Origin of the sequence: Salinimicrobium aquimaris (genome assembly GCF_035607535.1) — a bacterium.
Lineage (GTDB): Bacteria > Bacteroidota > Bacteroidia > Flavobacteriales > Flavobacteriaceae > Salinimicrobium.
The window spans coordinates 642,219-656,482 of sequence record NZ_JAYDZX010000001.1; the positions used below are offsets into that span (position 1 = coordinate 642,219).

A 14,264-nucleotide genomic window follows, 5' to 3' on the forward strand; every position below is an offset into this window, starting at 1 on the left:
GATTATCTGCGTTCTTCTCTGCTACCGGAACCTCCGGTTCTTTCCTCTCTGTTTCGATCCCGATCCATATCTCTTTCTCTGTCGGCATCTTCACTGCGTTGCTTATCGCGGTCACCTGCGGCCTGTTGAGCCGGCTTTCTTGATTGCTCTTCCTCCTGGTGCCGTCTTTGCTCTTCATTGCGATCCCGGTTGCGATCTTCTCTTCTCTCTTCCATAATAAAGTTTTTTTGAGTTAATAATAAATACTATTTAAATATAACCACATCCAACCTCTATAAAAAGCTGATTATAAAACCTTTAACTGGAATTTAGTGCTTTAACATAATTCGGAATCGAATAGACTAAATGAACTCTTTGATTCTTTCAACGTCAATTGCCTGATGAGAGGAATGATGAACCACCTCCCCGTCTTTGAGGATGATCATTTGCGGACTCTCATGCCTTACCCGAAAACGGCTGGCAACCTCATTTGAAATACCCCGATTGGCGATAAGGTTCAAAAAATAGAGTTTCACCTCCTTATCTTTAGGAAGATCATAATTCCTTTCGAAATTGTTCAATACCATACGGCTAATACGGCAGCGGGTAGAATGTTTGAAGATCACCACAGGTTGCTTTTCAGATTCTTGCTTGATCTTTTCAAGCTGCTGCTCTTCAGTCAAGGCATGCCATGGCACCTCCTCGATCTCCTTCTTCACTATATCTCTTTCGCTCTTAAAAACTTTATCGAATAATCCCATTTTTGAAACTTTAGTTACAACTTTTTTGAACTCCGTAAAATAGTAAAATCCTCTGAGATTTCGGTGATTAAGCCTGAAGTTTAGTATCTTTATAAGAGACAAAAAGTCATTCGTTTTTGCTCATTTTCAGCCATTTTGTCTGCTAAAGGCCGCTGGTACATGCTTTGCTAAACCTGGAATAAAAAGAACAAACAACACATTACTATGAATCTGAACAATTTTACGATAAAAAGCCAGGAGGCCATTCAACAGGCTCAGCAACTGGCTCAGGAACTGGGACATCAGCAAATAGAGAACGAACATATATTCAAAGCAATTACTTTAGTAGATGAGAATGTGACTCCTTTTCTTCTGAAGAAGCTTAATATCAATGTTGCTCTTTTTCAGCAGATCCTGGATAAGACTTTACAGAGTTTTCCAAAGGTGAGCGGCGGAGATATCATGCTTTCCCGCGAAGCATCGAGAACCCTTAACAATGCATCTTCCGTAGCTAAAAAAATGGGAGATGAATATGTTTCGATAGAACACCTCATTTTGGCCATTTTTGGATCCTCTAGTAAGGTAGCCCAGATCCTGAAAGACCAGGGAGCTACCGAAAAAGGTTTAAAAACTGCTATTCAGGAACTCAGGAAAGGGGAAAATGTTACCTCTCAAAGCGCAGAAGAAACATACAATTCCCTGAACAAATACGCGAACCACCTTAACAAACTTGCCGAGGAAGGTAAGCTTGATCCGGTAATTGGCAGGGATGAGGAAATTCGTCGCGTGCTTCAAATACTATCCCGAAGAACCAAGAATAACCCAATGCTGGTTGGAGAACCTGGAGTTGGTAAAACTGCCATTGCCGAAGGTCTGGCTCACCGTATCATTGCGGGAGATGTGCCGGAGAACCTAAAAGACAAACAGATCTACTCCTTAGATATGGGAGCCTTGATCGCAGGAGCAAAGTACAAGGGGGAATTTGAAGAAAGGTTAAAAGCCGTCATTAAAGAGGTTACCTCGAGTGAAGGCAATATTGTGCTCTTTATTGATGAGATCCACACCCTGGTTGGAGCCGGTGGTGGTCAGGGTGCAATGGATGCAGCTAACATTTTAAAGCCCGCACTTGCAAGAGGAGAACTTAGAGCTATTGGTGCAACCACACTTGATGAGTATCAAAAATATTTTGAAAAGGATAAGGCACTGGAACGGCGCTTTCAAAAGGTTACAGTAGATGAGCCCGACACCGAGAGTGCGATCTCCATCCTCCGCGGGATAAAGGAGAAGTATGAAACCCACCACAAAGTGAGGATCAAAGATGAAGCTATTATTTCGGCAGTTGAACTGTCCCAGCGTTACATCACCAACCGCTTCCTTCCCGACAAAGCTATCGACCTTATGGATGAAGCGGCTTCGAGATTGCGCATGGAGATCAATTCGAAACCCGAGGAACTCGATGTGCTCGATCGAAAGATCATGCAGTTGGAGATTGAAATGGAGGCTATCAAGAGGGAAAATGATGAGAACAAATTAAAAGCTCTTCGCGCAGATCTTGCCAATTACAAGGATGAACGCAATGAACTGCACGCCCAGTGGAAGAATGAAAAAGAAGTAGTTGATAACATTCAGACCTCAAAATCTAAAATTGAAGAATATAAACTTGAAGCTGAACGCGCCGAAAGAGAAGGAAACTATGGTAAGGTAGCCGAATTACGCTACGGAAAGATCAAGGAAGAACAGGAAAGACTGGCTGAGCTTCAAAAGCAACTTGAAGAAAATCAGCAAGGAAAATCCATGATTAAGGAAGAAGTCACGAATGAGGATATTGCCGAAGTAGTTGCAAAATGGACGGGAATTCCTGTAACCAAGATGCTTCAAACTGAACGTGAAAAACTGCTCAAACTTGAGGATGAACTGCACCGCAGGGTTGTTGGACAGGACGAAGCTATACAGGCCGTAAGTGATGCTGTACGAAGAAGCCGTGCAGGATTACAGGATCAGAAAAAGCCGATCGGCTCCTTCCTTTTCCTGGGAACAACAGGAGTCGGAAAAACCGAACTTGCAAAAGCTTTGGCTGATTATCTCTTCAATGATGAGAGCGCCATGACCAGGATCGACATGAGTGAATACCAGGAGCGGCACGCCGTCAGCCGGTTAGTAGGTGCTCCTCCGGGATACGTGGGTTACGATGAAGGTGGTCAACTTACCGAGGCTGTAAGGAGAAAGCCGTATTCTGTGATCCTGCTCGATGAGATCGAAAAAGCTCACCCCGATACCTTCAACATTTTGCTACAAGTGCTGGATGAGGGTAGATTAACAGACAATAAAGGTCGGGTGGCCGACTTTAAGAACACTATCATCATCATGACCTCAAACATGGGATCTCACATTATCCAGGAAAAATTTGATGCTGTGAAGGATCTTGATACGGCAATGGAAAGTGCCAAGGTGGAAGTACTGGCTCTGTTAAAACAAAGTGTAAGGCCAGAGTTTCTCAACAGGATTGATGATATCGTCATGTTCTCCCCACTTACCCGTAAAGACATCAATAAAATTGTGGAACTACAATTGAAAGGGGTAACAAAAATGCTTGCAAAGCAGGGAATTACACTTGATGCGACCGAAGAAGCAATTGCGCATCTTGCTGAAAAAGGTTTTGATCCTCAATATGGAGCAAGGCCGGTGAAGAGAACGATTCAAAAGGAGGTTCTCAACAAGCTCTCGAAAGAGATCTTAAGTGGAAAGATCCATACAGACAGTATCATTCTGCTGGATGCTTTTGATGAGGAACTGGTATTCAGGAACCAGGAAGAAATTGCCCAATAAATGAGAGGCCCCGAAAATTCGGGGCCTTTTTTTTACCATCTATCGATTTCCCGTTTCAGATCCTCTTTACTGCGGCCCGTTTTTTCCTGCAAACGCCCCAGCATTTCATCAAATTTGCCTTCACGGTAGGTAACATCATCATCGGTGAGATCTCCATATTTCTGTTTGAACTCACCTTTTATCTGTTTCCATTTTCCTTCAATTTGATCATTATTCATAATTAGGTGTTTTAGATTCTATTCCAAGTTACCGAGAAATGCTCTTCCTCTCCTTTAAAAATTTGCCATTTTGCTCCTAAGATTTTGTTATTTTTACCGCTATGAGAAAAATAATTCTTCTTGTTTTTCTGGCCTCAGCGTTGGTAAGCTGCAAGAGCTCCAGATTAGGAAACACATCAAATGTCCAGGTCAGATTTCTGGATGATTACAGTATTGAAAGCGGTTTAACCGTTGAAGGAACCGAAGTGGGTGGACTTTCAGGAATTGACTATCATGAAGGTAATTACTACATGGTGAGCGATCAACCTTCCAATCCCAGAATCTACCTGGCCAGGATAGAAATTTCAGAAGAGAAAATAGATTCTGTTTCCATAGTTGATGTAATCCTTTTGGATAAAGACCAGGAAGAATTAAAAGATCAGCATCTTGATCTTGAGAGCATTCTATTTGATCCTGCGGAAGAGAATTTCCTCCTGAGCAGTGAGGGAAATATTAAAAGCGGCAAAGATCCTATGGTTTTTAAGGTCTCCAAAAATGGGAATTTTGTGAGCTCTTTTTCTGTACCCGAAAATCTTCTGGCCGAAAGTATAAAAAAACCCCGCAATAACGGAACTCTTGAAGGCCTTGCTGTTTCCCATGACGGGAAAGGAGTTTGGGCGGCGATGGAACTTCCTTTGGAAACAGATGGACCTAAACCAAAGCTTTATCCCACTAAATCGCCGGTACGAATCACCTATTTCGATAAAAAAACCGGAAATGCAACAAAACAATTTCCCTACCGGCTTGACCGCATAGCAAAGATCCCGTGGTTGTATTTTGCCGTTAACGGAGTCACAGATCTTCTGGAATATGCCCCTAATAAATTTCTTATCCTGGAAAGAGGATTTTCTGCCGGGCATGGCCAAAAAGGCAATACGGTAAGGATCTATGATGTAGACGCCACACTGGGAACCAATACCCTTGACATCAATAACCTGAGAGTTGCTTTCAACAATCCGGCTAAGAAGACTTTGCTATACGATTTTAAATGGGCAAAGAATTTCCTTGATCAGGAGATCATTGATAACATTGAAGGGATCACCTTCGGGCCCGAATTGTCTAACGGAAATAAAAGCCTCATTTTAATTTCAGATAATAATTTCAATTCCATGGGACAGCAATTGAACCAGGTGATCCTCATGGAATTCATTCCTAAAAACTAATTCATGAACAGCTTTTTCATCCTTTTACTTTCATTGCTATCTTTAGGTGACAATTCTGAACCGGAAATTGAGTTGCCTGTGCAGGAAAGCCTAACACAATATTATTTTATTCGCCACGCCGAAAAGGACGAGAGTAACAAAGATGACAGGAATCCCAACCTCACTCCCGAAGGTGTTGCAAGAGCAGCAAAGTGGGCCGAGGTTTTTAAAGAAGTAGAATTCGACCTTATCTTCTCCAGCAATTATAACCGGACCATGCAGACGGCAAAAACAATTGCTGATTCCCAGAAAAAAGAGGTCGACATATATGATCCGCGGCAGTTAAATGATCCTGTTTTTAAGGAGAAGACAAAAGGCAAAACTGTGCTGGTAGTAGGTCATAGCAATACTAATCCCGCATTTGTGAATCTGGTTTTGGAAGAGAAAAAATTTCAGGATGTGGATGAGAAGGAATACGGAAGCCTTTTCATTGTCACTGTAGCTCCAAATGGAGAGAAAACTTCCCAGGTGCTGTATATCAATTAGTGGCTCAAAAAAGGAATCTTAGGTTAACTTTTCAGGATGAAATATCTTAAAAGTCTGCTAGCGACAATTATAGCATTCTTGTGCTGCTACTATTGGGGAGAATTTTCAGGCTTTACCAGCTTTTCCTTTGCTTACATCCTGCATTTCGTCCTAATGCCGTGGTATGTTTATTTGGATTCCCTTTTCAAATGGAAATATAATTTTTCCTATTTCCAAACTAAAAAATTTGAAAAAGAAGGTGCGATCTACAAACTTATAGGGGTGAATCTTTATAGGAAACTATTGGTTTGGTGCGGATGGGAAAGAATTAGCAGGAAAGAAATCAAAATTTCCGGTAGAAAAAGTGCTATTGAACTTGCAGAATACAAATCCCGAAGCTCTGAAGCAGGCCACACCCTGCTCTTTCTTATGGTTACCTTCATTACCTTTCTTATAGCAGATAATTTAAGAGAAGCTCTATGGCTTGTTGTTCTAAATGTGGTGATCAACCTCTATCCCATTTTGGTCCAGCGATATAACAGGCCCCGTTATAAAAGAGCCCTCGAGATTATTGAGACGAGAAGTTTTAAAGGAAATTAATTCTGGATTTCCACTTTCAAGATTTCATTTTCTATCTGAGAAACCTTTGTCAATTGCCCTTTTCGGAAAAGGTCGTCAAGATCTTCTAACGGAGTAGAGAGATTATCAGTTTTGTAGTTCTCATAATCTACGAATCGAATTCCCTTGACAGTTCTGGGATTTACAGCCTTTCTGAATCTAATTCCGCCGTCATTCACAAAAAAACGATAAGCAAGATAATCAACAGTGAGTTCATCCTTTTCGATCCAGTACATGTAAACATCTTCGTGATCTGCACCGCCACCTTCCTGTTTGAAGGTCACTTTTATTTCGTGATAGACCTTATTGTCAATGGTATCTTGTCCAATAAGCTCAGTAATGACAGCATCATTTTGTAGCCCAAAGGGTAATTGTACAAAATAGTGAACGGCATTGACACTTTCTGCTATTGCAGTCGAAACAGAATCGGGCATTACCACTTCCCGGTCCTCTCTAATTGATTTTATCCCTTCATTGGTCAAGATATCCTCTATCTCCCCTAGCGAGTCTTTTCTCAGCCTTGTAAGTTCATACAAACCCTCCTTTCTGTTACTGGTATAAAAGTTTTCCCGGAACTGAAATTCAATTATTGCATTCTCATATTTTTCACCTCCGGCTTTCTCTATAGCCTGCGCAATAATTTTATCTGCTTCAGAAAGTTCCTCCTCTTGTTGACAGGATATGAGCAGAGCAGCAAGGAGAAACCAAAAAATATTTTTCATAAGTAGGATTTTCATTGCAAAAATACCTATTTGAGGCCTAAATCTGAAATAGATCGATCTCTCTTTAAGAAAACCCTAAAAAGAAGGGATTTTCGGGAAAGCTTGTTACTTTTGTTTTATGAAGAACGATATAAACATCAAAAATCGAAAGGCGAAATTTGAATACGAGATCCTGGACAAATATGTGGCAGGGATCAAACTTGCAGGTACCGAGATCAAAGCGATAAGGGAGGGCAAGGCATCAATAGCCGAAAGTTTTTGTGAGTTCTCCAACAATGAGCTCTTTGTCATTAATATGACGGTACAGGAATACTCTCACGCCACCTATTTCAACCACGATCCAAAGCACGCCCGTAAACTTCTACTAAACAGGCGGGAACTAAGGAAACTTGAGAAAGAGGTGAAAAACTCCGGATTAACAATTATTCCGCTTCGGCTCTTCATCAATGACCGCGGATTGGCAAAAATGCAAATTGCTCTTGCCAAGGGTAAAAAATTATATGATAAGCGGGAAACCATTAGGGATAGAGAAAATAAAAGAAAGCTGGACAGGATCCAGAAGGAATACAAGTAAAGACCGCTGCACTAAAAAAGCCAGGAATCAAGATCCTGGACTTTTCTTCTTTAATGTCAGTAGAACAGTTGAAAAGGTGAAATTTCACTGCCAGCTGAATACTGAAACCTCTCATCCTCACCCCCGCCTCTCCTAAGGAGAGGAGCTGATAAATTAAACATGAAATCCCTGGAGGCACTGAAAGAAATATTCCCCACTGCCAACTGAACACTGAACACTCAAGCCTCTAATCCTCACCCCCGCCTCTCCCAGGGAGAGGAGCTGATTGGTTTAACATGAAATACTAAGAGGCACTGAAAGAAATATTCCACTGCCAACTGACCACTGAATACTGACCACTGAAAACTCAAGCCTCTCATCCTCACCCCCGCCTCTCCTAAGGAGAGGAGCTAATCGGTTTAACATGAAATACCTGGGCGCACAGAAGGAAATTCTTACTACCTACTGAATACTGCCTACTGAATACTGAATACTGATTACTGAATACTCAATCCTCTCATCCTCACCCCGTCTCTCCCAGGAAGAGGAGCTGATTGGTTTAGCATGAAATACTGGGAGGCACTGAAAAAAATTTCTTACTGCCAACTGAACACTGAACACTGAATACTGAAGCCTCTCATCCTCACCCCCGCCTCTCCCAAGGAGAGGAGCTGATTTGATTAGCATTAAATCCCTGGGCGCACTGAAAGAAATATTCCCACTGCCAACTGAACACTGAATACTGATCACTGAACACTGACCACTGAAGCCTCTCATCCTCACCCCCGCCTCTCCCAGGGAGAGGAGCTGATAAGTTTAACATGAAATCCCTGGGCGCACAGAAGGAAATTCTTACTACCTACTGAATACTGCCTACTGAATACTGAATACTGATTACTGAATACTGACCACTGATCACTGACCACTAATTCCTGTCTTCCAGCAAAGGCACAAACCTGAAGTTTCCGAATTCTGTTTTCTCAAATTCTGTTTCAGACTTTCTTTCGAAAAGTGTCATTACCTGGGTGTCTTTTCCCACCGGGATGACCATTCTTCCTCCAACCTTCAACTGACTTAGTAACGGCTTCGGAACAAACGGGGCGCCGGCAGTAACAATGATCCTGTCGAAAGGAGCATAATCGGGTAAACCCTTATAACCATCGCCGAAGGCAAGATAACGCGGCCGGTATCCTATTTTTGAAAGGAAAAGCTTTGTTCTCTTGAATAATTCCTGTTGCCTTTCGATACTGTACACCTTTGCACTCAGCTCACAAAGCACGGCGGTTTGGTAGCCACTTCCGGTGCCAATTTCAAGGACTGTATCTCCTTTTTTGACCTGCAGCACTTCAGTTTGAAAAGCTACAGTGTAGGGCTGGGAAATGGTCTGATCTGCAGCAATAGGAAAGGCTTTGTCCTGGTATGCATGATCTTCAAAACTGCTATCCATGAAAAGGTGTCGCGGAATTTTCTTGATGGCATCAAGTACTTTTTCATCCTTGATTCCTTTACCTTCTACAACTTTCGCCAGCTGCAGTCTCTTTCCCTGATGTTTAAGTGTATCCTTTCGCACCCTATTTCTTTTGAGCGGCAAAATTACACAAAGATTACCTCAGGTTAAAGAAAAAATGGGAATGGCTGGTCTTATTCGGCCATAATTGGCATTGGCTTTAGTTCAAGAAATGTTATTTTTGTTGAAAACCTTTTATTATGCTTAAAGCCGGCGTCCTGGGTGCAGGACACTTAGGAAAAATTCATCTGCGTTTACTCCAGGAATCCGAAAAGTATGAGTTGGTAGGATTCTACGATATAGATGAAGACAGTGGCCGCAAAGTTGAAGAAGAATTCGGTTACAAATATTTCAACAACCTGAATGACCTAATCGCAGCTGTTGATGTTGTCGATGTGGTAACTCCTACCCTTTCTCATTTCGAAGTTGGCCAAAAGACCATAAAGGCAGGAAAGCATCTTTTTGTTGAAAAGCCGATTACCAACACTATAGAAGAAGCTGAGGAATTAGTGCGACTGGGGAAGGAGTTTAAGGTAAAAGGACAGGTTGGACACGTGGAAAGATTTAATCCGGCCTTTAAAGCAGTCGCCGAAAAATTTGAGAACCCTATGTTCATTGAGGCGCATCGCCTGGCGGAATTTAATCCCCGGGGTACAGATGTTCCGGTAGTGCTTGATCTTATGATTCACGATATTGATGCAATTCTAAGCGTGGTCAATTCTGAAGTGAAGGAGATTAAAGCAAACGGGGTTTCCGTGATCAGTGAAACACCCGATATTGCCAACGCCCGGATTGAATTCGAGAACGGTTGTGTAGCAAACCTTACTGCCAGCCGAATCTCTCTGAAGAACATGCGAAAGGCGCGATTCTTTCAGCGGGACGCTTACATCTCGGTAGATTTCCTGGAGAAAAAATGTGAGGTGGTAAAAATGAAGGATGCCCCCGACGTGCCGGGTGATTTTGACATGATCCTTCAGAATGCCGAAGGTTTAAAAAAGCAGATTTATTTTGATAATCCACAAGTCAACCCTAACAATGCCATTTTAGATGAACTTAATTCCTTTGCCGATGCTATTGAGAACGACTCTACACCAATTGTGAGTCTTGAGCAGGGAATGCAGGCATTGCGGGTGGCCAAACAAATTATAAATTCATTCAACTAACACTTACTATGAAAAATATTGCAGTTATTGGTGCAGGAACTATGGGAAACGGGATCGCCCATACTTTTGCTCAATTCGGGTACAAAACAAATCTCATTGATATTTCAGAAAAAAGCCTGGAGAGAGGTATGAAGACCATCTCCGGAAATCTGGACCGCATGGTCGCCAAAGAGAAAATTTCTGAAGATGATAAAACCAACACGCTAAACAACATCACCACCTTTACAAAGGTTTCTGAAGGCGTAAAGAATGTGGACCTCGTAGTTGAAGCGGCCACTGAAAACGTAGAGCTGAAACTTTCCATTTTTAAGCAACTGGATGAGCAGTGTTCTGCCGAAACGGTTCTCGCTTCCAATACTTCCTCGATTTCCATCACAAAAATAGCTTCTGTGGTCTCCAATCCGGAAAGGGTAATAGGGATGCATTTTATGAATCCGGTGCCTGTGATGAAGCTTGTGGAGATCATTCGTGGCTATAACACGAGCGGCGAGGTTACTGCAAACATTATGGACCTTTCAAAAAAGCTAAAAAAGGAACCTGTTGAAGTCAATGATTACCCAGGGTTTGTTGCCAATCGTATTTTAATGCCAATGATCAACGAGTCCATCGAAACGCTTTACAATGGAGTAGCAGGTGTAGAGGAGATCGATACGGTGATGAAACTTGGAATGGCTCATCCTATGGGACCACTTCAACTAGCCGATTTTATTGGGCTGGATGTATGTCTTTCCATTCTTGAAGTGATGTACAGCGGTTTTAAAAATCCTAAATATGCGCCTTGTCCCCTACTCGTAAACATGGTGCAGGCAGGGAAACTGGGAGTGAAATCGGGAGAAGGTTTCTATGATTATTCAGAAAGCCGAAAAGCAGAAAAAGTTTCCGGTCAGTTCACCTCTTAAAAAAGGCATTTTTAGAACCTAATTAATCAGCAGCATTTGGCAAAAATAATTCCTTTCAAGGCAGTACGCCCTTCGCGGGACAAGGTGGGGCTTGTGGCTTCGCGTCCCTATCAGGAATATTCGGTAGATGAGGTAACGTTTCAGCTGGAGCACAATCCTTTTTCTTTTCTGCATATTATTAATCCCGGGTATAAATTTCAGAAGGAAATCTCGGGAAGTGAGCGCTTTCAGCTTGTAAAGAACCGGTATCTCGAATTTAAGGAAGAAGAGGTCTTTATTCAGGATGAAAAGCCGGCTTATTATATCTACAAGACCATCTCGCGTCACCAGGCTTACTGCGGAATTATCGCTGCTACAAGTGCCGAAGATTACGAGAACAACGTGATCAAAAAACATGAGGACACTATTTCTCACAGGGAACAGCTTTTTAAAGATTACCTTAAAACGGTAGGCTTTAACACCGAGCCTGTGCTCCTCACTTATCCCGATAGCCAGGTGATCAACAAGATCACTGCAGAGGTAATGCAGGAGCGTGCGGAATACGAATTTTCCTCTTTAAACCGGGATGTACACTACATGTGGCTGGTTGATGATCCCGAAAAGACGGAACTTATAAGAAGGGAGTTTGAAGGAATGGAGGCTGTTTACATTGCCGATGGTCACCACCGTAGTGCTTCCTCCTGGTTACTTGCCAAAGAATCCCGGGAAAAGAACCCAAACCACACAGGTGAAGAGCCGTATAATTTTTTCCTGAGCTACATGATCGCCGAGAGCAACCTGAAGCTCTATGAGTTTAACAGGCTGGTGCGGGATCTCAACGGACTTGGGAAAAAGGAATTTTTGATCCGCCTTGATGAGTGGTTCAGAATTGAGAACAGAGGGACTCAGTTTTACAAGCCATCCAAAAAACATCATTTTTCCATGTACCTGGATGGAGAATATTACTCCCTCTATCTGCGAAGGACGAATTACGAATTCACCGATTCCTTGAGTTCTCTCGATCCTTACATCCTCTTCATCAAGATCCTGAAACCTATATTAGGGATCGAAGATCTTAAAAATGACCGCAGAATATCTTATCTTCCGGGTAGAAATGACACTTTTGACGTAAAAAAAGCTGTAGATGAAGGTGAATTTGCTGTTGGCTTCGGAATGTTACCCCTAACGATTGAAGAGATCAAACAAATTGCAGATGCAGGTTTGACCATGCCTCCAAAGAGCACCTGCATTGAACCGAAATTGCGCAGCGGACTCACCGTTTATGAATTCTGAAGACTTTATGAGCATTGCAGAAAATATCACTAAATTTAAAGATGAAATTCCTGAAGAGGTCACTCTTGTAGCCATTTCTAAAACTAAACCCGTAGATGACATTTTAGAAGCTTATAATGCAGGGCAAAGGATCTTTGGTGAGAACAAGATCCAGGAGATGACCGAAAAATGGGAGAAATTGCCTAAGGATATAAAATGGCACATGGTGGGCCACGTACAGCGCAACAAGGTGAAGTACATGGCAGAATACGTAGATCTTATTCATGCTGTCGACTCGCTTAAGCTTCTAAGGGAGATTGAGAAACAGGCCAAAAAATATGACCGCACAATTTCCTGCCTCCTGCAGATCAAGATAGCCGAAGAGGACACGAAATATGGAATAGATGTTGATGAAGCCAAAAGTATTCTACAGTCTAATGCTTACCGCAAAATGACTCACGTTAAGGTAGTTGGATTGATGGGAATGGCAACATTTACCGAAAAAGAAGAAAAAGTAAGAAAGGAGTTTAGCTTTTTAAAGACTACCTTTGAAGATTTAAAATCTGAATATAATTCCTTCAGCATTTTATCTATGGGAATGAGTGGCGATTATAAGATCGCTATAGACTGTGGCAGCACAATGGTTAGGATAGGAAGTTCGATATTTGGAGAAAGAAATTATAATTAACTGGGAGATTTAGCATTTGTACGCGATTTTAGACATAGAGACTACCGGCGGGAAGTACAATGAAGAGGGGATTACAGAAATTGCTGTCTATAAATTTGATGGTCATAAAGTCGTAGATCAATTCATTAGCCTTATAAATCCCGAAATTCCGATTCAGCCTTTTGTTGTTGGCCTTACCGGTATCAATAACGAAATGCTTCGGCATGCTCCAAAATTTTATGAGGTAGCAAAACGGATCGTGGAGATCACCGAAGGAGCTATTCTGGTTGCTCACAATGCAAAATTCGACTATCGTATCCTTAGAACAGAGTTCCGCAGATTGGGTTTTGAATATGAGAGGCAAAGCCTTTGTACGGTAGAGTTGTCAAAAAAGCTAATTCCCGGTCTGCCTTCCTATAGCCTTGGAAAACTTGTAAGATCCCTTGGAATTCCTCTTAGCGACAGGCATAGAGCGAGCGGGGATGCCCAGGCTACAGTAAAGCTCTTCAAAATGCTCCTCGCGAAGGATTCTGAAAAAGAGATCCTCAAAAGTTCAGTGAGGAACACTCCGAAACTGCAGATGGATGACAAGCTTCTAAGGTTGCTTGAAGATCTGCCTTCCATCACTGGGGTTTATTACCTGCACAATTCAGAAGGAGATATCATCTATATTGGGAAAAGCAAGAATATAAAGAAGCGTGTAAATCAACATTTCACCAGCGAGAACCGCAAATCTTTAGAGATTCAAAAGGAAGTTGTGTCTGTTAGCTACGAAGCTACAGGAAATGAACTCAATGCGCTGCTCAAAGAAAATGAGGAGATCAAACGGAATAAACCGAAATTCAATAAATCCCTTTCCCGAACTATCTTTTCCTACGCTCTTTATCAATCTAAGGACGAGAATGGCTTTATTCATCTTAGAATTGGCAAAGCCGACCGCCGTAAGAAAGCGGTGACTACTTTTACAAACCAGCAACAGGCCAGACAAATGCTGTCGAATCTGGTGGAAGAGTACAACCTGTGCCAGAGATATACCGGCACCCATGATGGCAATGGAAGTTGCTTTCATTACAGCATTAAAAAATGCAATGGGGCCTGCCTTGGAGAAGAATCTACCCTGGAATACAATAAGAGAGTGCAGGAAATACTCGACAAATACAGCTATGAAAAGCAAAATATGCTGGTCATTGACCGTGGTCGGGATCTTGATGAAAAGAGTGCCTTACTAGTTGAGGAAGGACAATTCAAGGGAATTGGATATTTCAATCTCAACTACCAGCTTAACAACATGGACATCATCAAGTCGATCATTACTCCCATGAAAAATGACCGCGATGCCCAACATATTATTCAGAATTACCTTCGAAAAAATAATCGGCTTAAGGTAATCATGCTCGATCCTGCAGAATAGAATT

15 protein-coding genes are annotated in these 14,264 nt (G+C 42.1%); 10 read left to right on the forward strand and 5 right to left on the reverse strand.

Features of this window, described 5'->3' with window-relative positions:
- Positions 1–2 precede the first annotated feature (2 nt).
- Both VR862_RS02880 and ytxJ read right to left on the reverse strand, forming a co-directional pair.
- Positions 3–215, reverse strand: coding sequence for a hypothetical protein (locus VR862_RS02880; RefSeq protein WP_324719439.1), 213 nt, complete (start codon positions 213–215; stop codon positions 3–5).
- 126 nt (positions 216–341) lie between these two features.
- A complete protein-coding gene (gene ytxJ, locus VR862_RS02885) occupies positions 342–740 on the reverse strand; it encodes a bacillithiol system redox-active protein YtxJ (RefSeq protein ID WP_324719440.1) in 399 nt (132 codons plus the stop codon).
- 204 nt (positions 741–944) lie between these two features.
- Here ytxJ and clpB point away from each other — a divergent pair, with 204 nt between their 5' ends.
- On the forward strand, positions 945–3,545 hold the full coding sequence (clpB, locus tag VR862_RS02890) for an ATP-dependent chaperone ClpB (RefSeq protein WP_324719441.1): 2,601 nt from the start codon (positions 945–947) through the stop codon (positions 3,543–3,545).
- A gap of 32 nt (positions 3,546–3,577) precedes the next feature.
- Here the strand turns inward: clpB and VR862_RS02895 are convergent, their stop codons facing one another.
- Complete coding sequence (locus VR862_RS02895; RefSeq protein WP_324719442.1) at positions 3,578–3,763, reverse strand: CsbD family protein; 186 nt, start codon at positions 3,761–3,763, stop codon at positions 3,578–3,580.
- A 101-nt stretch (positions 3,764–3,864) separates the two neighbouring features.
- Here VR862_RS02895 and VR862_RS02900 point away from each other — a divergent pair, with 101 nt between their 5' ends.
- From VR862_RS02900 to VR862_RS02910, 3 genes are read left to right on the forward strand one after another with little or no spacing between them, the layout of a single operon-like run.
- Complete coding sequence (locus VR862_RS02900; RefSeq protein WP_324719443.1) at positions 3,865–4,965, forward strand: esterase-like activity of phytase family protein; 1,101 nt, start codon at positions 3,865–3,867, stop codon at positions 4,963–4,965.
- 3 nt (positions 4,966–4,968) lie between these two features.
- Positions 4,969–5,490 (forward strand): SixA phosphatase family protein, encoded by a 522-nt coding sequence (locus VR862_RS02905; RefSeq protein WP_324719444.1) that lies wholly within the window; start codon positions 4,969–4,971, stop codon positions 5,488–5,490.
- Between the two features lie 36 nt (positions 5,491–5,526).
- A complete protein-coding gene (locus tag VR862_RS02910) occupies positions 5,527–6,069 on the forward strand; it encodes a glycosyl-4,4'-diaponeurosporenoate acyltransferase CrtO family protein (protein ID WP_324719445.1) in 543 nt (180 codons plus the stop codon).
- On the opposite strand, the gene VR862_RS02915 is transcribed toward VR862_RS02910, so the two are convergent.
- A complete protein-coding gene (locus VR862_RS02915; protein WP_324719446.1) occupies positions 6,066–6,809 on the reverse strand; it encodes a DUF6503 family protein in 744 nt (247 codons plus the stop codon). The genes VR862_RS02910 and VR862_RS02915 overlap by 4 nt on opposite strands.
- 118 nt (positions 6,810–6,927) lie before the next feature.
- Between VR862_RS02915 and smpB the strand changes: the two genes are divergently transcribed.
- Positions 6,928–7,383 (forward strand): SsrA-binding protein SmpB, encoded by a 456-nt coding sequence (smpB, locus tag VR862_RS02920; protein WP_324719447.1) that lies wholly within the window; start codon positions 6,928–6,930, stop codon positions 7,381–7,383.
- Between the two features lie 904 nt (positions 7,384–8,287).
- Here the strand turns inward: smpB and VR862_RS02925 are convergent.
- A complete protein-coding gene (locus VR862_RS02925; RefSeq protein ID WP_324719448.1) occupies positions 8,288–8,932 on the reverse strand; it encodes a protein-L-isoaspartate(D-aspartate) O-methyltransferase in 645 nt (214 codons plus the stop codon).
- A 137-nt stretch (positions 8,933–9,069) separates the two neighbouring features.
- On the opposite strand from VR862_RS02925, the gene VR862_RS02930 reads away from it, so the two are divergent.
- From VR862_RS02930 to VR862_RS02950, 5 genes are read left to right on the forward strand one after another with little or no spacing between them, the layout of a single operon-like run.
- Positions 9,070–10,032, forward strand: coding sequence for a Gfo/Idh/MocA family protein (locus VR862_RS02930; protein ID WP_324719449.1), 963 nt, complete (start codon positions 9,070–9,072; stop codon positions 10,030–10,032).
- 8 nt (positions 10,033–10,040) lie between these two features.
- The gene (locus VR862_RS02935; protein ID WP_324719450.1) at positions 10,041–10,931 is read left to right on the forward strand and encodes a 3-hydroxybutyryl-CoA dehydrogenase; all 891 of its coding nucleotides are present in this window, start codon (positions 10,041–10,043) and stop codon (positions 10,929–10,931) included.
- Between the two features lie 36 nt (positions 10,932–10,967).
- Complete coding sequence (locus VR862_RS02940; protein ID WP_324719451.1) at positions 10,968–12,203, forward strand: DUF1015 domain-containing protein; 1,236 nt, start codon at positions 10,968–10,970, stop codon at positions 12,201–12,203.
- 7 nt (positions 12,204–12,210) lie between these two features.
- Positions 12,211–12,870 (forward strand): YggS family pyridoxal phosphate-dependent enzyme, encoded by a 660-nt coding sequence (locus VR862_RS02945; protein ID WP_324719638.1) that lies wholly within the window; start codon positions 12,211–12,213, stop codon positions 12,868–12,870.
- 16 nt (positions 12,871–12,886) lie between these two features.
- Entirely contained in the window at positions 12,887–14,260 is a 1,374-nt protein-coding gene (locus VR862_RS02950) for an exonuclease domain-containing protein (protein ID WP_324719452.1), read from the forward strand.
- Positions 14,261–14,264: the final 4 nt, after the last annotated feature.

Excerpts from the sequence above, each read along its gene's own strand:
- ytxJ (WP_324719440.1), bottom strand. The coding sequence starts at position 740 with ATGGGATTATTCGATAAAGTTTTTAAGAGCGAAAGAGATATAGTGAAG.
- VR862_RS02905 (WP_324719444.1), top strand. The coding sequence starts at position 4,969 with ATGAACAGCTTTTTCATCCTTTTACTTTCATTGCTATCTTTAGGTGAC.
- VR862_RS02935 (WP_324719450.1), top strand. The coding sequence starts at position 10,041 with ATGAAAAATATTGCAGTTATTGGTGCAGGAACTATGGGAAACGGGATC.
- VR862_RS02880 (WP_324719439.1), bottom strand. The coding sequence starts at position 215 with ATGGAAGAGAGAAGAGAAGATCGCAACCGGGATCGCAATGAAGAGCAA.
- VR862_RS02895 (WP_324719442.1), bottom strand. The coding sequence starts at position 3,763 with ATGAATAATGATCAAATTGAAGGAAAATGGAAACAGATAAAAGGTGAG.
- VR862_RS02915 (WP_324719446.1), bottom strand. The coding sequence starts at position 6,809 with ATGAAAAATATTTTTTGGTTTCTCCTTGCTGCTCTGCTCATATCCTGT.
- VR862_RS02930 (WP_324719449.1), top strand. The coding sequence starts at position 9,070 with ATGCTTAAAGCCGGCGTCCTGGGTGCAGGACACTTAGGAAAAATTCAT.
- smpB (WP_324719447.1), top strand. The coding sequence starts at position 6,928 with ATGAAGAACGATATAAACATCAAAAATCGAAAGGCGAAATTTGAATAC.
- VR862_RS02900 (WP_324719443.1), top strand. The coding sequence starts at position 3,865 with ATGAGAAAAATAATTCTTCTTGTTTTTCTGGCCTCAGCGTTGGTAAGC.
- VR862_RS02945 (WP_324719638.1), top strand. The coding sequence starts at position 12,211 with ATGAGCATTGCAGAAAATATCACTAAATTTAAAGATGAAATTCCTGAA.
- clpB (WP_324719441.1), top strand. The coding sequence starts at position 945 with ATGAATCTGAACAATTTTACGATAAAAAGCCAGGAGGCCATTCAACAG.
- VR862_RS02910 (WP_324719445.1), top strand. The coding sequence starts at position 5,527 with ATGAAATATCTTAAAAGTCTGCTAGCGACAATTATAGCATTCTTGTGC.